Raw genomic sequence first — 19,642 nt, forward strand, 5'->3', positions numbered from 1 at the left:
AACAACGCTACATTTGTAGCTGTAGCAAAAACAGGACTACTGGCTGCCATGCAAGAGCAATACCGCCCGGAAGAGATAGAATCCAAAGTACAGCGCCACTGGGAAGAGAAGCGCACATTTGAAGTCACTGAAGACGAGAGCAAAGAAAAATACTATTGCTTGTCAATGCTCCCCTATCCTTCTGGCCGACTACACATGGGCCACGTCCGTAACTACACCATCGGCGATGTGATCTCCCGTTACCAGCGCATGCTGGGTAAAAACGTACTGCAGCCGATTGGCTGGGATGCGTTTGGTCTGCCAGCTGAAGGCGCGGCGGTAAAAAACAACACCGCACCGGCACCGTGGACTTACGACAACATCGCGTACATGAAAAACCAGCTTAAGATGCTGGGCTTCGGCTATGACTGGAGCCGCGAGCTGGCGACCTGCACGCCGGAATATTACCGTTGGGAACAGAAGTTCTTCACCGAACTGTACAAAAAAGGGCTGGTTTACAAGAAAACCTCCGCAGTGAACTGGTGCCCGAACGACCAGACCGTGCTGGCGAACGAACAAGTTATCGACGGTTGTTGCTGGCGCTGTGATACCAAAGTGGAACGCAAAGAAATCCCGCAGTGGTTTATTAAAATCACAGCTTACGCCGACGAGCTGCTGAACGATCTGGATAATCTGGATCACTGGCCGGATACCGTGAAAACCATGCAGCGCAACTGGATTGGCCGTTCTGAAGGCGTGGAGATCACCTTTGACGTGCAGAACAGCGACCAGAAACTGACGGTCTACACCACTCGTCCGGACACCTTTATCGGTGCAACTTACCTTGCCGTTGCGGCGGGTCATCCTCTGGCGCAGCAGGCTGCCGCGAGCAAACCAGAGTTGGCGTCCTTTATCGATGAATGCCGTAACACCAAAGTTGCGGAAGCCGATATGGCGACGATGGAGAAAAAAGGCGTTGATACCGGCCTGAAAGCCATTCACCCACTGACCGGCGAAGCCATCCCGGTGTGGGCAGCAAACTTCGTGCTGATGGAGTACGGCACCGGCGCGGTGATGGCCGTTCCGGGTCACGATCAGCGCGACTACGAATTTGCGACTAAATACAATCTGCCGATCAAGGCGGTTATCCTTAACGCAGACGGCAACACGCCGGATCTCAGCGAACAAGCGATGACTGAAAAAGGTGTGCTGTTTAACTCCGGCGAATTTGACGGTCTCGACTTTAGCGCCGCTTTTAACGCCATTGCCGACAAACTGGCGGCCAAAGGCGTGGGCGAGCGCAAAGTGAACTTCCGTCTGCGCGACTGGGGTGTTTCCCGCCAGCGCTACTGGGGCGCACCCATCCCGATGGTGACGCTGGAAGACGGTACCGTTATTCCAACGCCGGAAGATCAACTGCCGGTTATCCTGCCGGAAGATGTGGTTATGGACGGCATCACCAGCCCAATTAAAGCCGATCCTGAGTGGGCGAAAACCACCGTTAACGGTCAACCAGCGCTGCGTGAAACCGATACCTTTGACACCTTTATGGAGTCTTCCTGGTACTATGCGCGTTACACGTGCCCGCAGCACAACGAAGGCATGCTCGACCCGAAAGCGGCAAATTACTGGCTGCCGGTAGATATTTATATTGGCGGCATCGAACACGCCATCATGCACCTGCTCTACTTCCGCTTCTTCCACAAACTGATGCGCGACGCGGGCATGGTGAACTCCGATGAGCCAGCAAAACAGCTGCTGTGCCAAGGCATGGTACTGGCCGACGCCTTCTATTATGTGGGTGCAAACGGCGAGCGTAACTGGGTTTCGCCAAAAGAAGCCATTGTTGAACGTGACGAGAAAGGCCGCATTGTCAAAGCGACCGATCCGGCAGGTCACGAGCTGGTTTATACCGGCATGAGCAAAATGTCCAAGTCGAAAAACAACGGTATCGACCCGCAGGAAATGGTTGAGCGTTACGGCGCGGACACCGTGCGTCTGTTCATGATGTTTGCATCGCCAGCCGATATGACGCTGGAGTGGCAGGAATCCGGAGTGGAAGGGGCGAACCGCTTCCTGAAACGCGTCTGGAAACTGGTTTACGAACACACCGCTCAGGGTGCTGTTGCCGCGCTGGATCTGGCTGCGCTGAGTGAAGATCAGCAAGCCCTGCGCCGCGACGTGCATAAAACCATCGCGAAAGTTTCCGATGACATCGGTCGCCGTCAGACCTTTAACACCGCTATTGCGGCGATTATGGAGCTGATGAACAAACTGGCGAAAGCGCCGCAGGAGAGCGTACAAGATCGTGCACTGCTGCAGGAAGCGCTGCTGGCGGTTGTGCGTATGCTTAACCCGTTCACCCCACACGCAAGCTTCACGCTGTGGCAGGCGTTGGGCGGCGAAGGCGATATCGACAACGCACCGTGGCCGGAGGCTGATGAGAAAGCGATGGTGGAAAACACCACGCTGGTCGTCGTCCAGGTCAACGGTAAAGTGCGTGGTAAAATTACTGTTGCCGTCGACGCGACGGAAGAACAGGTGCGTGAACGTGCAGGCCAGGAACATCTGGTAGCAAAATATCTTGATGGCGTGACCGTGCGTAAAGTGATTTACGTGCCGGGTAAACTGCTTAATCTGGTCGTTGGCTAAGCGCGGGAGGAAACGTGCGATATCTGGCTACATTGTTCGTATCACTGGCGGTGCTCATCACCGCCGGATGTGGCTGGCATCTGCGTAATACCACGCAGGTGCCGACCGAAATGAAAACGATGTTCTTTGACTCCGGGGATCCGAATGGCCCGCTGAGCCGCGCGATCCGCAGCCAGTTGCGCCTGAATGGCGTCGAATTGTTGGAGAAAACGTCCACACGTCAGGATGTGCCTTCTTTGCGTCTTGGGGCCGTAACGTTCTCCCGTGACACCGCTTCTGTTTTCCAGGATGGTCGTACTGCGGAATATCAAATGGTGCTGACCGTAAACGCCAGCGTACTGATCCCGGGTCATGATATTTACCCGATCAATACCAAAGTTTATCGTTCCTTCTTTGATAACCCGCAAACGGCGCTGGCGAAAGCCGCAGAGCAAGATATGATCGTTCAGGAGATGTACGACAAAGCAGCCGAACAGCTGATTCGTAAACTGCCTAGTGTACATACTGCAGACGCGAAAAGCGCGCAGGGCACCGCCACCTCGACGACTGGCTCCTCTTCGACGCAACCGGGTAGCTAATGCTCAGGTTGTATCCGGAACAACTCCGCGCGCAGCTTAATGAAGGGCTGCGCGCGGCGTATTTACTCCTCGGTAATGATCCGCTGCTGTTGCAAGAGAGCCAGGACGCAGTGCGTCAGGTCGCCTCTGAACAGGGCTTTATCGAACACCATACCTTCACACTGGATGCCAGCACGGATTGGGATGCGATTTTCTCCATCTGCCAGGCATTGAGTCTGTTCGCCAGTCGTCAGACGTTACTGCTACAGTTGCCTGAAAATGGCCCAAACGCTGCTATCAATGAACAGCTGGCAAAGCTGGTTAGCCTGCTGCATGACGACCTCATTTTGACGGTCCGCGGGAACAAACTGACCAAAGCGCAGGAAAACGCGGCATGGATAACGCAGTTAAATAACCGCGCCGTGCAAGTAAGCTGCCAGACGCCGGAACAAGCCAACCTGCCGCGCTGGGTTGCCGCCAGAGCAAAGCAAAACAAGCTGGAACTGGACGACGCCGCCAATCAGTTACTTTGTTATTGCTACGAAGGAAACTTACTGGCACTGGCGCAAGCGCTCGAACGCCTGGCGCTACTGTGGCCAGATGGAAAACTCACCCTGCCCCGCGTGGAACATGCGGTAAATGACGCGGCGCACTTCACCCCCTTCCACTGGGTTGATGCGCTACTTGCCGGGAAAAGCAAACGCGCGTTGCACATTCTTACCCAGCTGCGACTGGAAGCGTGTGAGCCCGTGATCCTGCTGCGTACCGTGCAACGCGAATTGCTATTGCTGGTGACGTTGAAACGCCAGTCAGCACACTCGCCATTGCGTGCACTGTTTGATAAGCATCGGGTGTGGCAAAACCGCCGGGGCGTGACGGGCGATGCGCTTAATCGCCTGAGCCTTGATCAGCTACGCCAGGCGGTCCATTTGCTGAGCCGCATTGAGCTGATTGTGAAGCAGGATTTTGGCCAGTCGGTCTGGGCCGAGCTTGAAGGGCTTTCTCTGCTACTCTGTCATAAGGCACTGGCAGACGTTTTTATTGATGGTTGATATGAATCAGTTGCAGGCACTGTTTGGCGGTACATTTGATCCGATCCATTATGGGCATCTGAAACCTGTGGAAGCGCTGGCGAACCTGATTAGCCTTTCCAGGGTGATTATCATGCCCAATAACGTGCCGCCGCACCGCGCGCAACCTGAAGCCAGCAGTCAGCAACGCAAAAAAATGGTCGAGCTGGCGATTGCCGACAAACCCTTATTCACCCTTGATGAACGTGAACTGCGCCGCGACACGCCTTCATACACGGCGCAAACCTTAAAGGAGTGGCGGGAAGAGCAAGGCGCTACGTGCCCACTGGCGTTTATCATCGGTCAGGATTCCCTGCTGACATTCCCCTCCTGGCATCACTACGAGACAATTCTGGATAACTGCCATCTGATTGTCTGCCGCCGCCCTGGTTACCCGCTGACCATGGAGCGGGAGGAACACCAGCTGTGGCTGGAAGCCCATCTCACCACGAATGCTGAAGATCTGCATGTCTTACCTGCCGGGCGGATTTACCTTGCCGAAACGCCGTGGTTCAACATCTCGGCAACGCTTATCCGTGAACGCCTGGAGCACGGTGAAAAGTGTGATGATCTGCTCCCCGAGCCTGTCATGGCGTATATCAACGAACAGGGTTTATACCGCTGATCACCGCCGTCATGGCAGCAATAAGCCGGTCATTTTCCCCTTCGCGTCGCACCGCCACGCGGTAATAACGCGCATCCAACCCTGGGTAATTGGCGCAGCTACGAATTAAAATGTGGCGGGAAAGCAATGCACGTTGCAACTCCATATCTGGCGCGTCACAGCGCATAAAAAGATAGTTCGCGCAGCCAGGCCAGACCGTTAATCCCGGTAATGTGTTCAAGGCGGCGAACAGGCGCGGACGCTCATTCTTGAGCCAGTTCCAGCTTGCCTGCTGATAATCGCTGTCCTGCAAAATCACCTCACCGGCTAACGCGGCAAAAGCATTGATGGACCACGGCATCTGCGCATCGCGCATATACCGGACTTGCTGTTCGTCGCTGCCCAGCACATACCCCAATCGCAAGCCAGGAATGGCGTAAAACTTGGTGAGTGAACGCAGCACCCAAACGTGTGGATTCTGCGCCAGATAAGGAATGAAACCCTCGCGTTCGGGAATAAAATCCATAAAGGCTTCGTCGAGGATTAACGTGATCCCCAGCGCTTTGCAACGTGCAGCAATCGCATGCAGCAAGGCGTCATCCGGCAACAAACCGGTGGGATTATTCGGTGTACAGAGAAATAAGCAGTCAAGATCGGCGGTAAGCGCGCTCAGCAGCGCATCAGTAAGCTGCCAGCCATCAACTTCGTGCAAGTGATAGTCGCTAATCATGCACCCCACCAATGCCAGCGCCCGGCGATATTCGGCAAACCCAGGCGTTATCAGCATCGCTTTACGTGGCTTAAGCATGTTGACCAGCACAAAGATGGCTTCCGTTTCACCGTTTCCGGCGAGGATCCATGAAGCCGGAACCTGATGATGAGCCGCCAGTACCTTATGCAGACGCTGATACTCAACATCCGGGTATCGCTCGGCAAGCGACAGATTATTTTGCAACGCATGTTTAAGCGATGCCGGCATGCCAGCCGGGTTAATGTTGGCGCTGAAATCAAGCAACTGTTCCGCCGATATCCCCAACAGTTCTGCCGCCTCACGCGTGTTGCCACCGTGCGCACTGTGAAACAAAGCCATCTTCCGCTCCGGTTAAAAACCGTTATCTTAAACGAAAAAGAGGCCGTGATTCAGGACGCAATGGTAAACTTTGCGCACACATCCAGACGGGAGACAACAATGCGACTCTGGCTGATACGTCACGGAGAAACCGAAGCGAACGTCGCCGGGCTTTATAGCGGCCACTCGCCGACTCCGCTGACGTCCAAAGGGTTGGCGCAGGCGGAAACTCTGTGCGACTTACTCGCTAAGGTGCCCTTCGATTATGTGCTGTGTAGTGAACTGGAGCGCGCGCAGCAGACGGCGGCGCGCGTGCTGAAACCGCACGCGCTTGCCGTTCATACCACCCACTTGCTCAACGAGATGTTTTTCGGCGACTGGGAAATGCGCCATCACCGCGATTTAACACGAGAAGATCCGGAAAGTTATGCCGCCTGGTGTACCGACTGGCAGCATGCCGTACCAACCAATGGTGAGGGATTTCAGGCATTTTCTGCACGAATTGAGCAAGTTATTGCGCTGCTTGCCGATATAAAAAGTCAGCACAAGAATGTGTTGATCGCCAGCCATCAGGGGGTGTTGAGTTTGTTGATCGCCCGCTTGCTCAACATGCCTGCCGCATCGCTGTGGCATTTTCGTGTTGATCAAGGGTGCTGGAGCGCTATTGATATCCATGATGATTTCGCCACGTTGCGGGTATTAAATAGCCGGGCAGCCTGGCACGCTGACGATGTATAGCGTGTTTTTCATGCATCCTATTCACACCGCTGATTCGGCCATTGACACGCCCTCACAGGCTGCTATCCTCCGCGCGCAGAGATTGTTTTACAAAAATGGCAATGCATTCATACGGCCGTGATGGGATGATAGCCAACTTTAAAATTTGCCGGGGCTGTCTTACCCCGACAATCGATGCAGTTCAGGTATAATGTCAGGCCGTTCATTAACAGTACATTTTTCACTCACCCCAGGGGGAACACTTGCAGGGTAAAGCACTCCAGGATTTTGTTATCGACAAAATTGATGACCTGAAAGGTCAAGATATCGTTGCCATTGACGTTCAGGGTAAATCCAGTATTACCGATTGCATGATTATCTGCACCGGCACCTCTACTCGCCACGTTATCTCTATTGCGGACCATGTGGTACAGGAATCGCGTGCCGCAGGCATGATGCCGCTGGGTGTCGAAGGCGAAAGCGCCGCAGACTGGGTCGTTGTCGATTTGGGTGATGTGATTGTCCATGTCATGCAGGAAGAGAGCCGTCGCCTGTATGAGCTGGAAAAGCTCTGGAGTTAATGCGTGAAACTGCAACTGGTCGCCGTCGGCACGAAAATGCCGGACTGGGTACAGACAGGTTTTAGTGAATACCTGCGCCGCTTTCCAAAAGATATGCCGTTCGAGTTAATCGAAATTCCGGCGGGAAAGCGCGGCAAGAACGCAGATATCAAACGTATTCTCGATAAAGAGGGTGAACTGATGCTGGCTGCGGCTGGCAAAAACCGTATCGTTACCCTCGATATTCCGGGCAAACCCTGGGATACACCGCAGCTGGCAAACGAGCTGGAACGCTGGAAGCAAGACGGGCGCGATGTCAGCTTGTTGATTGGTGGGCCGGAAGGGCTATCTCCGGCCTGCAAAGCGGCGGCAGAACAAAGTTGGTCACTCTCTGCGCTAACGTTACCTCACCCGCTGGTGCGCGTGCTGGTTGCCGAAAGCCTGTATCGCGCATGGAGTATTACAACCAACCATCCTTATCACCGTGAGTAATGACGAGTCTTGGGTAGATTAAGCAGCGGATGAAATTACAGAATTCTTTTCGCGACTATACGGCTGAGTCCGCGCTGTTTGTGCGCCGGGCGGTGGTCGCTTTTACGGGGATTTTGCTGCTTACCGGCGTGCTGGTAGCCAACCTTTATAACCTGCAAATCGTCCGTTTTGCAGACTACCAGACCCGCTCCAACGAAAACCGCATCAAGCTGGTGCCTATCGCGCCAAGCCGCGGCATTATCTACGATCGCAACGGCACGCCACTGGCGCTGAACCGCACCATCTACCAGGTCGAGATGATGCCGGAGAAAGTCGATGATGTGCAGCAAACGCTGGATGCCTTGCGCGATGTGGTCGATCTTAACGACGATGACATCGCCAACTTCAAAAAAGAGCGCTCGCGCTCGCACCGCTTCACCTCAATCCCGGTAAAAACTAACCTGACTGAAGTCCAGGTGGCGCGCTTTGCGGTTAACCAGTACCGTTTCCCCGGCGTTGAGGTCAAGGGCTACAAGCGCCGTTTTTATCCGTATGGTTCCGCGCTGACTCACGTCATTGGTTACGTGTCGAAAATTAACGATAAAGACGTCGAACGGCTGGATAAAGAGGGCAAGCTGGCAAACTACGCCGCCACCCACGATATCGGAAAACTGGGTATTGAGCGCTATTACGAAGATGTGCTGCACGGTCAGACCGGTTATGAAGAGGTGGAAGTCAATAACCGCGGCCGCGTGATCCGTCAGCTCAAAGAGGTGCCGCCGCAGGCTGGTCACGATATCTACCTGACGCTGGATTTAAAACTCCAGCAATATATTGAAACGCTGCTCGCTGGCAGCCGTGCCGCCGTGGTAGTAACCGATCCACGCAATGGCAGCATTCTCGCGCTGGTGTCGATGCCAAGCTACGATCCGAACCTGTTTGTTGATGGCATTTCCAGCAAAGACTACGCCTCACTGTTAAACGATCCGAATACGCCGCTGATCAACCGCGCAACGCAAGGGGTTTACCCGCCTGCGTCCACGGTGAAACCGTATGTGGCCGTTTCCGCACTCAGCGCCGGGGTGATCACGCGTAACACCAGCTTGTTCGATCCCGGCTGGTGGCAATTACCCGGCTCAGAAAAACGCTACCGCGACTGGAAAAAATGGGGGCACGGCCACCTGAATGTTACCAAATCGCTGGAAGAGTCCGCCGATACTTTCTTCTATCAAGTCGCCTATGATATGGGCATTGATCGCCTGGCAGAATGGATGGGCAAATTTGGCTACGGACACTATACCGGCGTTGACCTCTCGGAAGAGCGCGCCGGGAACATGCCAACCCGCGAATGGAAACTGAAGCGCTTTAAAAAACCGTGGTACCAAGGCGATACCATTCCGGTGGGGATCGGCCAGGGTTACTGGACAGCGACGCCATTGCAGATGAACAAAGCGATGATGACGCTGATTAATGACGGTGTTGTTAAGGTGCCGCATCTGCTGATGAGCACGGTGGAAGATGGTAAGCAGGTTCCGTGGAAGCAGCCTGCACAGCCGCCAGTGGGTGATATTCACTCTGGCTACTGGGAGATTGCCAAAGACGGGATGTATGGCGTAGCCAACCGCCCTAACGGTACGGGTCATAAGTATTTCGCCAACGCACCGTACAAAGTCGCGGCGAAATCAGGTACTGCCCAGGTCTTTGGTTTGAAAGCGAACGAAACCTATAACGCCCACCGAATTGCAGAACGTCTGCGCGACCATAAATTGATGACAGCATTTGCTCCTTACGATAATCCGCAGGTCGCCGTCGCGGTTATTCTGGAAAACGGTGGCGCAGGTCCAGCGGTGGGTACAATTATGCGACAGATCCTCGACCACATTATGCTTGGCGATAACAACACCGAACTGCCAACGGAAAACCCGTCCACGGCAGCCGTGGAGGACCAATAACATGACGGATAATCCGAACAAGAAATCGTTCTGGGATAAAATCCACATCGATCCGGTGATGATGTTGATTATCCTCGCGCTGCTATTTTACAGCGCGATCGTTATCTGGAGCGCCAGCGGCCAGGATATCGGTATGACCGAGCGTAAAGTCGGCCAGATCGCCATGGGGCTGATTATCATGGTTATCCTGGCGCAGGTACCGCCACGCGTCTATGAAGGTTGGGCACCCTATCTCTATATTTTCTGTGTAATTTTGCTTGTCGCGGTGGATGCTTTCGGCGCTATTTCAAAAGGGGCGCAGCGCTGGCTAGATTTGGGCGTTGTGCGTTTTCAACCTTCGGAAATAGCCAAAATTGCCGTACCGTTGATGGTGGCGCGTTTTATTAACCGCGATGTCTGCCCGCCTTCGCTGAAGAATACCGCTATCGCGCTGGCGCTGATTTTCGTGCCGACGCTGCTGGTGGCGGCGCAGCCAGATTTGGGAACCTCCATCCTCGTGGTGCTCTCCGGGCTGTTTGTGCTGTTTCTTTCCGGATTAAGCTGGCGGTTGATTGGTATTGCCGCCGTGCTGGTGGCGGCGTTTATCCCGGTACTGTGGTTCTTCCTGATGCATGATTATCAGCGCCAGCGCGTGATGATGCTCCTTGATCCCGAAACCGATCCGCTCGGCGCGGGCTATCATATTATTCAGTCAAAAATTGCCATCGGTTCCGGCGGTCTGAGCGGTAAGGGATGGCTGCATGGAACTCAGTCGCAACTGGAGTTTCTGCCCGAACGCCATACTGACTTTATCTTTGCCGTGCTGGCGGAAGAGCTGGGTCTCGTCGGCATTCTGATTTTGCTGGCGCTGTATGTGTTGCTGATTATGCGTGGGCTTTGGATTGCCGCCCGGGCGCAAACCACATTCGGACGCGTAATGGCTGGTGGTTTGATGTTGATTTTGTTCGTTTATGTGTTCGTAAATATTGGTATGGTGAGCGGTATCCTGCCGGTGGTCGGCGTACCGCTGCCACTGATCAGTTACGGGGGTTCTGCCCTGATCGTACTCATGGCCGGGTTTGGCATCGTTATGTCGATTCATACCCACAGGAAAATGTTGTCAAAGAGCGTATAAGAGGTGGGCAATGCGTAAGCAATGGCTTGGGATCTGCATAGCAGCAGGATTACTGGCGGCATGTTCAAACGATGATGGTCAGCAGCAAACGACCGTAGCGCCGCAACCTGCGGTGTGTAACGGCCCTGTCGTTGAAATTAGCGGTGCGGAGCCTCATTACGAAGCGCCTAACGCCACGGCGAATCAGGATTATGAACGCGACGGTAAGCGCTACAAAATTGTGCAGAATCCGGCGAACTTTAGCCAGGCGGGATTGGCCGCCATTTATGATGCCGAACCCGGCAGCAATTTGACGGCTTCCGGCGAAGCGTTCGATCCGATGCAGCTTACCGCAGCACACCCGACGCTGCCCATTCCGAGCTATGCGCGTATCACCAACCTGGCGAATGGGCGCATGATCGTGGTGCGTATTAACGATCGCGGGCCGTACGGCAACGATCGCGTGATTTCCCTGTCGCGCGCGGCGGCGGATCGACTGAACACCTCCAATAACACCAAAGTGCGTATCGATCCGATTATTGTTGCGCAGGATGGTTCCCTTTCCGGCCCGGGTATGGCGTGTACGAAAGTTGCACAGCAAACGTACGCATTGCCAGCGCGTCCCGATCTTGGCGACGGCCCTGGCAGCGTATCTTCTGCTCCGCAGCCCGTAGAGTCGCAGGGCAATGTACACGCTATCAGCAACGATACGCTGAAAAACGACGACACAACCGCTGCGCCAGTGCGTAGCGGCGGCTTCCTGGGTGCGCCGACACCACTCGCCTCTGGCGTACTGGAAGGAAGCGCCGATACTGCCGCCGCGACAGCAGCGCAACCTGCAACAACCTCTGTGACGCCAACGGCTACGCCGGTGACGCAGACCGCTCCGGCTGCGCAAACTTACACACCAACGCGCACTTCGCCAGTGACTGCACCAGGTTCGGTCCAGGGCAACGTACATACTGCCGCGCCTGCCAGCGGCGCTGCGGCGGCAAGCAGTAGCGGTTATATGGTGCAGGTGGGTGCCGTTAGCGATCAGACGCGTGCGCAGCAATACCAGCAGCGTCTGGCGCAGCAATTTGCGGTTCCTGGCCGCGTCACGCAAAATGGTGCTGTCTGGCGTGTACAGCTAGGGCCATTTAGCAACAAAGCGGACGCCAGCGCCTTGCAGCAGCGCCTGCAAAACGAGGCGCAGTTGCAGTCATTCGTTACGAACGCCCAGTAAACTTGCTAAGGTGTCTGACTTTGTCAACTTATGTCAGCAACATTAACAAAGTCATGCTGAAAGTCAGATGCCTGCAAGTATAGCTTTTGCTATAGTAAGGCACTTTTTTTAACTCCATCACGGATGTCGTTGTTCGACCATGAAGACCACTTTTTCCGTTCGTTTTATGCAGCGCCTGGCGCTCACCACGGCGCTGGCTGCAGCCTCTCTTTCCGCTGCGCATGCCGATGACCTGAATATTAAGACCATGATCCCTGGCGTTCCGCAGATTGACGCGGAATCCTATATCCTGATCGACTATAACTCCGGCAAAGTGCTGGCTGAGCAAAACGCCGATGCGCGCCGCGATCCGGCAAGCCTGACTAAGATGATGACCAGTTATGTCATTGGCCAGGCCATGAAAGCGGGCAAATTCAAAGACAGCGATCTGGTAACGATTGGTAACGACGCCTGGGCCACCGGCAACCCGGTGTTTCGTGGTTCTTCGTTGATGTTCCTGAAACCCGGTATGCAAGTACCGGTATCCCAACTGATCCGTGGTATCAACCTGCAATCCGGTAACGATGCCTGCGTTGCGATGGCCGATTATGTGGCGGGCAGCCAGGATGCGTTTGTCGGTCTGATGAATAACTATGTAAAAGCGCTGGGCCTGCAAAACAGCCACTTCCAGACTGTACACGGCCTGGATGCTGATGGTCAGTACAGTTCTGCGCGCGATATGGCACTGATTGGTCAGGCGCTTATCCGCGATGTGCCGAATGAATACTCCATCTATAAAGAGAAAGAGTTCACCTTTAATGGCATTCGTCAGACCAACCGTAATGGCCTGCTGTGGGATAACAGCCTGAATGTCGACGGGATTAAAACCGGTCACACCGATAAAGCGGGTTATAACCTGGTGGCGTCGGCAACCGAAGGCCAGATGCGCCTGATATCTGCTGTGATGGGTGGTCGCACGTTTAAAGGCCGTGAAACTGAAAGCAAGAAACTGCTGACCTGGGGCTTCCGTTTCTTTGAAACCGTAAGTCCGCTCAAAGCCGGTAAAGAGTTTGCTTCAGAGCCAGCATGGTTTGGCGACAGCGATCGCGCTTCGCTGGGCGTTGATAAAGACGTGTACCTGACCATTCCGCGCGGCCGTATGAAAGATTTGAAAGCCAGCTATGTGCTGAACACCAGCGAACTGCACGCGCCGCTGCAGAAAAATCAGGTGGTTGGTTCAATTAACTTCCAGTTGGATGGTAAAACCATCGAACAGCGCCCGCTAGTCGTGCTGCAGGAGATTCCGGAAGGCAATTTCTTCGGCAAAATCATTGATTACATTAAATTGATGTTCCATCATTGGTTTGGCTAAAAATTGAACACTTGAAAGTGTGATTTCCGCCCCCATATACTTAGCATCTCAGAAAAACTCCTGCCCTTGTGGCAGGAGTTCTTATTTTTTACGCCGGAGCTGACATGAAAACCAATCTTAAAGAACTGCTTGAATTCCCGACTCCTTTTACTTACAAAGTGATGGGTCTGGCGAAACCAGAGCTGGTTGATCTGGTGGTTGAAGTGGTACAGCGCCATGCGCCAGGTGATTACTCTCCGCAGGTAAAACCGAGCAGCAAAGGCAATTACCACTCGGTATCCATCACCATTAACGCCACGCATATTGAGCAAGTAGAGACGCTCTACGAAGAACTCGGCAATATCGAAATTGTTCGTATGGTGCTGTAATTGTTCATCACGTTACCCGGAGCCATTCGGGTAACGTCTTCGCTGTGATATACTCCCACCACTCTTTTTCTCCCCCGGGGATGCCGTTTTGTCTCAGGACACCATTCTTATCCGCAATCTTGGCTTGCAACCTTATGAGCCCATTTCTCGGGCAATGCATGAATTCACCGATGCTCGCGACGAAACGACGCCGGATGAAATTTGGCTGGTAGAACACCATCCCGTCTTTACGCAAGGCCAGGCAGGAAAAGCCGAACATGTACTGGCACCGGGTGACATTCCCGTCATCCAGAGCGATCGCGGCGGCCAGGTAACCTATCACGGGCCTGGCCAGCAGGTGATGTATGTATTAATTAACCTGAAGCGGCGCAAAGTTGGCGTTCGCGAGCTTGTCACGTTGCTGGAAAATACGGTTATCAATACGCTGGCAACATTGGGGATTAACGCACAGGCACGTGCTGACGCACCGGGTGTATATGTGCAAGGCAAGAAAATCTGTTCCCTGGGGCTGCGGATCCGTAAAGGGTGCTCATTTCATGGCCTGGCGCTGAATATCGATATGGATTTGACGCCGTTTATGCGCATCAATCCTTGCGGGTACGCCGGTATGGAAATGACCCAGGTCAGCCAACTGGTGGAAAATAGCGATATGGATAAATTAAGGACAATTCTTATCCAGCAATTTTTAGCGCTACTAAACAATCCACCTCATCAATATATGAGCGCTTAATATATCATGTATAAAAGCCCGCATTTTGTGCGGGTCGTTATTTACATGGCCTGTTAGCGCTTTACAATAGAAGCCATATTCTCTATTTTCAACCTGCCTGCTTTGTCGGGATAATTAGCATTACAGCACTTTGCCAGGCTTTGTATACGCGCCCAAGGCCAATTTTTTTGAGTGTATTGTCTGGCCTCGCGATGAAAAACTACGTCATGATGACGAGAGACAGGATGTTTACTCAAGTTAATAATCAACAAAAAAAATAAATTCAACTATCATTCAGATTTTGAATGAATACGGAGCACAAGCGTGGATAATAATAACCTGCAGGAAAAGCGAATAACCGTGCGCCCCGACGATGATAAGCCGCAAGTCTTCAGAACGCTGCGCAATATTGATCTCAATTTACTGACTATTTTCGAGGCAGTATATGTTCACAAAGGGATAGTCAACGCGGCAAAAGTGCTCAATTTAACGCCTTCCGCTATTAGCCAGTCCATTCAAAAATTACGTGCAATATTTCCCGATCCGCTTTTCATTCGTAAAGGCCAGGGCGTGACGCCTACGGCTTATGCTTCCCATCTGCACGAATATATCAGCCAGGGACTGGAGTCTATTCTTGGCGCATTAGATCTGACCGGCAGCTATGACAAACAGCGTACGATTACCATCGGCACGCCACCATCGATTGGTGCATTAGTTATACCTGTTATCTTCCAGGCAATAAAAGAGAGTGCCCCGCATCTGATGATGCGTAATATTCCTGTTAACGATGCGGAAAGTCAGCTCAGTCAGTTTCAAACCGATTTAATTATTGATACACATATTGCTGCTTCACGAACCATTAACCATCACGTCCTTTATAGTGACCGCCTCATGCTGGTTTGCCGCAAAGGGCATCCTTGTTTAAATGGGCCGATCAATGAAGAGGTTTTGCAACAGTACGAACACACCTTACTGATGCTAGAAGGGCAAAATCTTAGCGGGCTTCGTCAACGCGTCCAGGATCTTTTCCCCGAGCGCCAGGTAAGCTTCAGCAGTTACAATATGTTTACGATTGCAGCACTGATCGGCAACAGTGATATGCTGGGGTTAATGCCGGCGCGGCTGTTTGAGTTATTCAGTGGTTGTTGGCCGCTGGTTGAAATTGATTACCCGCCAATCAGTAACGAGCATCTCGAAATCTCACTCTTTTACAATAAGTTGAGCCTGCGCGACCCGGTACTGGAAAGCGTCATTAACGTTATCCGACGGGCTTTTTAACGCCCGTCCGTGTCAGGCGAAAGCGCTAACCCTTATTGGGCATATGGCACAAAACAACAACTATTTTACAAATTGCCCCGTTGTCAGGCTGCTTTCTATCCCCCATCAATGGTATACTGCACGCAAGTTAATTCAAAAATAGTTGATAAATACAACATTCATTTGAATTGAAATGCTTACTTCGTTATCCGCAACTGGAACACGCACGCTATGAGTAAACCCATTGTGATGGAACGCGGTGTTAAGTACCGCGATGCCGATAAAATGGCGCTTATCCCGGTTAAAAATGTGGCGACAGAGCGCGAAGCCCTGTTAAGAAAACCGGAATGGATGAAAATCAAACTCCCGGCCGACTCTTCCCGTATCCAGGGTATTAAAGCAGCCATGCGCAAAAACGGGCTGCACTCTGTGTGCGAAGAGGCTTCCTGCCCGAACCTCGCTGAGTGTTTCAACCACGGTACGGCAACCTTTATGATCCTTGGCGCGATCTGCACGCGCCGTTGCCCGTTCTGCGATGTGGCACACGGTCGTCCTGTTGCACCGGACGCCAACGAACCGCAAAAGCTGGCACAGACTATTGCTGATATGGCGCTGCGTTATGTGGTCATCACCTCTGTTGACCGTGACGATCTGCGTGATGGCGGCGCTCAGCATTTTGCGGATTGCATTACCGCAATCCGCGAAAAAAGCCCATCCATCAAAATCGAAACGCTGGTGCCGGATTTCCGTGGTCGTATGGATCGCGCGCTGGATATCCTCACCGCCACGCCGCCGGATGTATTTAACCACAACCTGGAGAACGTACCGCGTGTTTACCGCCAGGTTCGCCCAGGTGCAGATTACAACTGGTCGCTGAAACTTCTGGAGCGTTTTAAAGAAGCGCATCCAGAAATTCCAACGAAATCCGGTCTGATGGTTGGGTTGGGTGAAACCAATGCAGAGATCATCGAGGTCATGCGCGATCTGCGCCGTCATGGCGTAACAATGCTGACGCTGGGCCAATATCTACAGCCAAGCCGCCACCATCTGCCGGTACAGCGCTATGTCAGCCCGGATGAGTTTGACGAAATGAAAGAGGAAGCGCTGGCAATGGGCTTTACCCATGCAGCATGTGGTCCATTCGTTCGCTCCTCTTACCATGCGGATCTGCAGGCAAAAGGTATGGAAGTGAAGTAATACTTGCTTACACTGCAAACAAAAAAACCGGCTTCTGCGCCGGTTTTTTTTCGCCTGTCAAAGCCGCTATTACTCTTTGTGAGAGAGTTTTTCTGCTGTGACTTCGTCAGCTTTTTTCGCTGCATCATCATCATTCATGGCTTTTTTAAAGCCTTTGATGGCTGCGCCCAGGTCACCGCCGAGCGTACGCAATTTTTTGGTTCCAAACAGCAGAACAACCAGTGCGGCCACAACCAGCAGTTTGGTAATACTAATCTCACCCATAGATACCTTCTTTCGTAAAACAGGCTGCATAAAACGCCATTATAACCGGACTTCATTAACGGTCATTCGACGCGCGCACACAATAGCAATGTGTAACGAGATGAATCAAGTGTTGTTTAAAAAAACATCACAATAAATACGGCGCAGCGAAACGGCGATTACGTAACACCGGCAGTTTATCCCGCGTTTGCGCCACACGTTCAGGCGTCACCTCAGCGAAAATCAATTGTGGCACTTCCGCCGCTGCCGCAACAGTCGCGCCCTGCGGATCAACGACCCGGCTCTGCCCGATATTCTTATTGCCGCATTCGCCAGCCGCGACGATATAACATGTTGTATCCAGCGCCCTTGCCGATAACAGCGTAGCCCAGTGCTGCTCCTTGAGCGGACCGCGCACCCAGGCAGCAGGCAACACCAGCAATTCAGCACCCTGCAACGCCAGCGACAAAGCCAGCTCCGGGAAACGCAGATCGTAGCACGTCATCAGCCCGACCTTCATGCCCTCCACTTCAATCAACGGAGGAATATTGTGCCCGGCGTCCACTCGCAGCGACTCCTGCATATTAAACGCGTCATACAGATGCAGCTTGGCATACTGCGCGATCACCTCTCCACCGCGCAATACCACCAGTGTATTAACTGCCCTGCCCTCGGTTGAGGGAACATGCACCGTCAACACCGTAGTCAACATGTTACGCTGGCTTTCCGTACGCAACAGGTTCAGAAAGCCGCCATCCAGCCTCTGCGCTGATTTGACAGAAAGGTGTGGGTCAGCATCATCTCTTGCCAGCAATGCCTCTGGCAGCACCAACAGCGACGCCTGACGCCCTGCCGCTTGTGCCATCAACGCAACACAAGTCTGCGCATTGGTCCGCCAGTCTGGCGTGACCGCAAATTGCCCGGCTGCAACAATCATCGTTACTCCTCCCGCTTCGTCACCATAGCCAGAAAATAGCCGCGACGCTAAACTCGACACTCTAACAAACCAGATAGCAGGATCTCACAGTGTTACAACTTCTTTTAGCGGTATTTATTGGCGGTGGAACCGGCAGTGTTGCGCGCTGGATGTTAAGTATGAAACTTAATCCGGCACATCAAGCAATTCCTGTTGGTACGCTCACCGCCAACCTGCTTGGCGCATTTATTATCGGTATGGGTTTAGCATGGTTCAATCGCATGACGCATATTGATCCCATCTGGAAAGTGCTGTTAACCACCGGTTTTTGTGGCGGGCTGACCACCTTTTCCACCTTTTCAGCAGAAGTGGTGTTTTTGTTGCAGGAGGGGCGAATTAACTGGGCGCTGTTGAACGTGACGGTAAACTTGCTGGGTTCGTTTGCCATGACGGCACTGGCGTTTTGGCTGTTTTCGTCGGTTAATGCAAACTGACAGGATAAAAAAACCCGCCTTACGGCGGGTTTTGGAATTCTTACTGTACGTACGTAGCTGAATTAAACAGGCATTACGTTCGCAGCAGATGGGCCTTTGGCACCGTTAGTGATTTCAAATTCAACGCGCTGGCCTTCAGCCAGGGTTTTGAAACCATTGCTCTGGATTGCAGAGAAGTGTACGAACACGTCTTTGCTGCCATCTTCCGGAGTAATGAAACCGAATCCTTTGGATTCATTAAACCACTTAACGTTACCTTTAATCTTAGACATCAAAATTACCTTTACATGAAAAATCGACACAAATGCTGTGTCGGGTATCAGTACAACAATTGTGACGGCTTTTGTCCAGTCGTTATTCGCGAAAAAGTGATAAATGTCGCTAACTTTTTTGCGATAGCGAGTTTATTCCGCGTTTTGAACAATGGTTAAAATTTGCACATTGCATTAACGCAGCGTTTGCAGTTAAAACTGAAAGCGCATCCAGGCAAAGTAAACATTACCGTTGTTATAGGTGCCCGGAATGTAGGTCATCTGGAACGTCGCAGGGCCATAGCCCACAGATGCCAGCGGCAACAACACCGGTATGGGAATGTACTTCCAGTTATCACGAGCGGTAAAGCCCGCCGTATAACCCAATCCCAAACGGAAGTTATCATCTGCCAGCGGGCGCCACGTTTTTTCCCAACCGTAACCGCCAATAGGTTCCCATTTGTTAAAGGAATCTTTAAACGCCATCAAATAAAGACCGTGCCAGTTCCCTTTTTCGTCCCAGCGTGACTGACCAAAACCTGCGCCCCACGGACGTTCGTTATAGCGGTCCGTTTTGACCTTGTCATAGGCAAAACGAGCATGCCAGGTGATGGCAGGCACATACAGATCATAATGCTCAGGCTGCTGCCAGGTTTGCTTCACATTGTCAGTAAAACTCGAGAACCAGGAGTTCTCTGTAGCATGTGCTGTGGTAACCACCGAAAACGCACAAAACAAAGACAAAAAAATAGCTAAAATCTTCTTATTTACAGACACCGTATTTATTCCATGTTACGCAATGACGCTTATTCTCGAGCATGTTATCTGAATAGTCCCTTAACGAGATCGGATTAATTCTGAAAAAACACATGGAATAATCGCAGCATTTACGTCACTTCACGCAGAA

General features: G+C 52.6%; 21 protein-coding genes. 16 read left to right on the plus strand and 5 right to left on the minus strand.

Annotation, left to right across the window (positions count from 1 at the left end; translation table 11 throughout):
- Positions 1 to 48 precede the first annotated feature (48 nt).
- Genes leuS through nadD form a run of 4 tightly spaced genes read left to right on the plus strand, consistent with a single transcriptional unit; the run spans position 49 to position 4,883 of the window.
- Complete coding sequence (gene leuS, locus ACFX4O_RS02625; RefSeq protein WP_380207055.1) at positions 49 to 2,631, plus strand: leucine--tRNA ligase; 2,583 nt, start codon at positions 49 to 51, stop codon at positions 2,629 to 2,631.
- A gap of 14 nt (positions 2,632 to 2,645) precedes the next feature.
- Entirely contained in the window at positions 2,646 to 3,209 is a 564-nt protein-coding gene (lptE, locus tag ACFX4O_RS02630) for an LPS assembly lipoprotein LptE (protein WP_131406264.1), read from the plus strand.
- Entirely contained in the window at positions 3,209 to 4,240 is a 1,032-nt protein-coding gene (holA, locus tag ACFX4O_RS02635) for a DNA polymerase III subunit delta (RefSeq protein WP_380207057.1), read from the plus strand. Before lptE ends, holA begins: the two co-directional genes overlap by 1 nt.
- Before the next feature lies 1 nt (position 4,241).
- Positions 4,242 to 4,883: a nicotinate-nucleotide adenylyltransferase gene (gene nadD / locus ACFX4O_RS02640; RefSeq protein ID WP_380207628.1), complete on the plus strand. Its 642-nt coding sequence runs from the start codon at positions 4,242 to 4,244 to the stop codon at positions 4,881 to 4,883.
- On the opposite strand, the gene cobD is transcribed toward nadD, so the two are convergent.
- Positions 4,858 to 5,952, minus strand: coding sequence for a threonine-phosphate decarboxylase CobD (gene cobD / locus ACFX4O_RS02645; RefSeq protein WP_380207059.1), 1,095 nt, complete (start codon positions 5,950 to 5,952; stop codon positions 4,858 to 4,860). The two genes, nadD and cobD, sit on opposite strands and share 26 nt — an antisense overlap.
- Before the next feature lie 99 nt (positions 5,953 to 6,051).
- Between cobD and ACFX4O_RS02650 the strand changes: the two genes are divergently transcribed.
- From ACFX4O_RS02650 to lipA, 11 genes are all read left to right on the plus strand, one after another.
- On the plus strand, positions 6,052 to 6,669 hold the full coding sequence (locus ACFX4O_RS02650) for an adenosylcobalamin/alpha-ribazole phosphatase (RefSeq protein WP_131406260.1): 618 nt from the start codon (positions 6,052 to 6,054) through the stop codon (positions 6,667 to 6,669).
- A 242-nt stretch (positions 6,670 to 6,911) separates the two neighbouring features.
- Complete coding sequence (gene rsfS / locus ACFX4O_RS02655) at positions 6,912 to 7,229, plus strand: ribosome silencing factor (RefSeq protein WP_131406259.1); 318 nt, start codon at positions 6,912 to 6,914, stop codon at positions 7,227 to 7,229.
- Between the two features lie 3 nt (positions 7,230 to 7,232).
- Positions 7,233 to 7,700, plus strand: a complete 468-nt coding sequence (rlmH, locus tag ACFX4O_RS02660) for a 23S rRNA (pseudouridine(1915)-N(3))-methyltransferase RlmH (protein ID WP_017455886.1) — start codon at positions 7,233 to 7,235, stop codon at positions 7,698 to 7,700.
- 29 nt (positions 7,701 to 7,729) lie between these two features.
- Positions 7,730 to 9,631 (plus strand): peptidoglycan DD-transpeptidase MrdA, encoded by a 1,902-nt coding sequence (mrdA, locus tag ACFX4O_RS02665; RefSeq protein WP_131406258.1) that lies wholly within the window; start codon positions 7,730 to 7,732, stop codon positions 9,629 to 9,631.
- A gap of 1 nt (position 9,632) precedes the next feature.
- Complete coding sequence (mrdB, locus tag ACFX4O_RS02670) at positions 9,633 to 10,745, plus strand: peptidoglycan glycosyltransferase MrdB (RefSeq protein WP_131406257.1); 1,113 nt, start codon at positions 9,633 to 9,635, stop codon at positions 10,743 to 10,745.
- A 10-nt stretch (positions 10,746 to 10,755) separates the two neighbouring features.
- Positions 10,756 to 11,949, plus strand: coding sequence for an endolytic peptidoglycan transglycosylase RlpA (gene rlpA, locus ACFX4O_RS02675; protein WP_380207063.1), 1,194 nt, complete (start codon positions 10,756 to 10,758; stop codon positions 11,947 to 11,949).
- A 139-nt stretch (positions 11,950 to 12,088) separates the two neighbouring features.
- Entirely contained in the window at positions 12,089 to 13,300 is a 1,212-nt protein-coding gene (gene dacA, locus ACFX4O_RS02680) for a D-alanyl-D-alanine carboxypeptidase DacA (protein WP_380207065.1), read from the plus strand.
- A gap of 104 nt (positions 13,301 to 13,404) precedes the next feature.
- Positions 13,405 to 13,668, plus strand: a complete 264-nt coding sequence (gene ybeD / locus ACFX4O_RS02685; RefSeq protein WP_017455881.1) for a DUF493 family protein YbeD — start codon at positions 13,405 to 13,407, stop codon at positions 13,666 to 13,668.
- Positions 13,669 to 13,756: 88 nt separating this feature from the next.
- Positions 13,757 to 14,398: a lipoyl(octanoyl) transferase LipB gene (gene lipB, locus ACFX4O_RS02690; protein WP_380207068.1), complete on the plus strand. Its 642-nt coding sequence runs from the start codon at positions 13,757 to 13,759 to the stop codon at positions 14,396 to 14,398.
- Positions 14,399 to 14,701: 303 nt separating this feature from the next.
- On the plus strand, positions 14,702 to 15,655 hold the full coding sequence (locus ACFX4O_RS02695) for a YbeF family transcriptional regulator (protein WP_380207070.1): 954 nt from the start codon (positions 14,702 to 14,704) through the stop codon (positions 15,653 to 15,655).
- 210 nt (positions 15,656 to 15,865) lie between these two features.
- Positions 15,866 to 16,831, plus strand: coding sequence for a lipoyl synthase (gene lipA / locus ACFX4O_RS02700; RefSeq protein ID WP_380207072.1), 966 nt, complete (start codon positions 15,866 to 15,868; stop codon positions 16,829 to 16,831).
- 69 nt (positions 16,832 to 16,900) lie between these two features.
- On the opposite strand, the gene tatE is transcribed toward lipA, so the two are convergent.
- Together tatE and ACFX4O_RS02710 are read right to left on the minus strand one after the other, a co-directional pair.
- Complete coding sequence (tatE, locus tag ACFX4O_RS02705; protein WP_017455877.1) at positions 16,901 to 17,095, minus strand: twin-arginine translocase subunit TatE; 195 nt, start codon at positions 17,093 to 17,095, stop codon at positions 16,901 to 16,903.
- Positions 17,096 to 17,222: 127 nt separating this feature from the next.
- Positions 17,223 to 18,011, minus strand: a complete 789-nt coding sequence (locus ACFX4O_RS02710) for a deaminated glutathione amidase (RefSeq protein WP_380207074.1) — start codon at positions 18,009 to 18,011, stop codon at positions 17,223 to 17,225.
- Between the two features lie 89 nt (positions 18,012 to 18,100).
- On the opposite strand from ACFX4O_RS02710, the gene crcB reads away from it, so the two are divergent.
- The gene (gene crcB / locus ACFX4O_RS02715) at positions 18,101 to 18,484 is read left to right on the plus strand and encodes a fluoride efflux transporter CrcB (protein ID WP_380207076.1); all 384 of its coding nucleotides are present in this window, start codon (positions 18,101 to 18,103) and stop codon (positions 18,482 to 18,484) included.
- A gap of 62 nt (positions 18,485 to 18,546) precedes the next feature.
- On the opposite strand, the gene cspE is transcribed toward crcB, so the two are convergent.
- Positions 18,547 to 18,756 carry a transcription antiterminator/RNA stability regulator CspE gene (gene cspE / locus ACFX4O_RS02720; RefSeq protein ID WP_007373839.1) on the minus strand — a complete coding sequence of 70 codons (210 nt, stop codon included), beginning with the start codon at positions 18,754 to 18,756 and terminating at the stop codon, positions 18,547 to 18,549.
- 192 nt (positions 18,757 to 18,948) lie between these two features.
- Positions 18,949 to 19,479, minus strand: coding sequence for a lipid IV(A) palmitoyltransferase PagP (gene pagP, locus ACFX4O_RS02725; protein ID WP_380207629.1), 531 nt, complete (start codon positions 19,477 to 19,479; stop codon positions 18,949 to 18,951).
- Positions 19,480 to 19,642 lie beyond the last annotated feature (163 nt).

The sequence above is a fragment of the Kosakonia sp. YIM B13571 genome, assembly GCF_042788095.1.
GTDB lineage: Bacteria > Pseudomonadota > Gammaproteobacteria > Enterobacterales > Enterobacteriaceae > Kosakonia > Kosakonia quasisacchari.

Bases quoted from the DNA above. Each gene is read 5' to 3' on its own strand.
- leuS (WP_380207055.1), top strand. From the start codon at position 49: ATGCAAGAGCAATACCGCCCGGAAGAGATAGAATCCAAAGTACAGCGC.
- holA (WP_380207057.1), top strand. From the start codon at position 3,209: ATGCTCAGGTTGTATCCGGAACAACTCCGCGCGCAGCTTAATGAAGGG.
- nadD (WP_380207628.1), top strand. From the start codon at position 4,242: ATGAATCAGTTGCAGGCACTGTTTGGCGGTACATTTGATCCGATCCAT.
- cobD (WP_380207059.1), bottom strand. From the start codon at position 5,952: ATGGCTTTGTTTCACAGTGCGCACGGTGGCAACACGCGTGAGGCGGCA.
- ACFX4O_RS02650 (WP_131406260.1), top strand. From the start codon at position 6,052: ATGCGACTCTGGCTGATACGTCACGGAGAAACCGAAGCGAACGTCGCC.
- mrdA (WP_131406258.1), top strand. From the start codon at position 7,730: ATGAAATTACAGAATTCTTTTCGCGACTATACGGCTGAGTCCGCGCTG.
- mrdB (WP_131406257.1), top strand. From the start codon at position 9,633: ATGACGGATAATCCGAACAAGAAATCGTTCTGGGATAAAATCCACATC.
- rlpA (WP_380207063.1), top strand. From the start codon at position 10,756: ATGCGTAAGCAATGGCTTGGGATCTGCATAGCAGCAGGATTACTGGCG.
- dacA (WP_380207065.1), top strand. From the start codon at position 12,089: ATGAAGACCACTTTTTCCGTTCGTTTTATGCAGCGCCTGGCGCTCACC.
- ybeD (WP_017455881.1), top strand. From the start codon at position 13,405: ATGAAAACCAATCTTAAAGAACTGCTTGAATTCCCGACTCCTTTTACT.
- lipA (WP_380207072.1), top strand. From the start codon at position 15,866: ATGAGTAAACCCATTGTGATGGAACGCGGTGTTAAGTACCGCGATGCC.
- tatE (WP_017455877.1), bottom strand. From the start codon at position 17,095: ATGGGTGAGATTAGTATTACCAAACTGCTGGTTGTGGCCGCACTGGTT.
- ACFX4O_RS02710 (WP_380207074.1), bottom strand. From the start codon at position 18,011: ATGATTGTTGCAGCCGGGCAATTTGCGGTCACGCCAGACTGGCGGACC.
- cspE (WP_007373839.1), bottom strand. From the start codon at position 18,756: ATGTCTAAGATTAAAGGTAACGTTAAGTGGTTTAATGAATCCAAAGGA.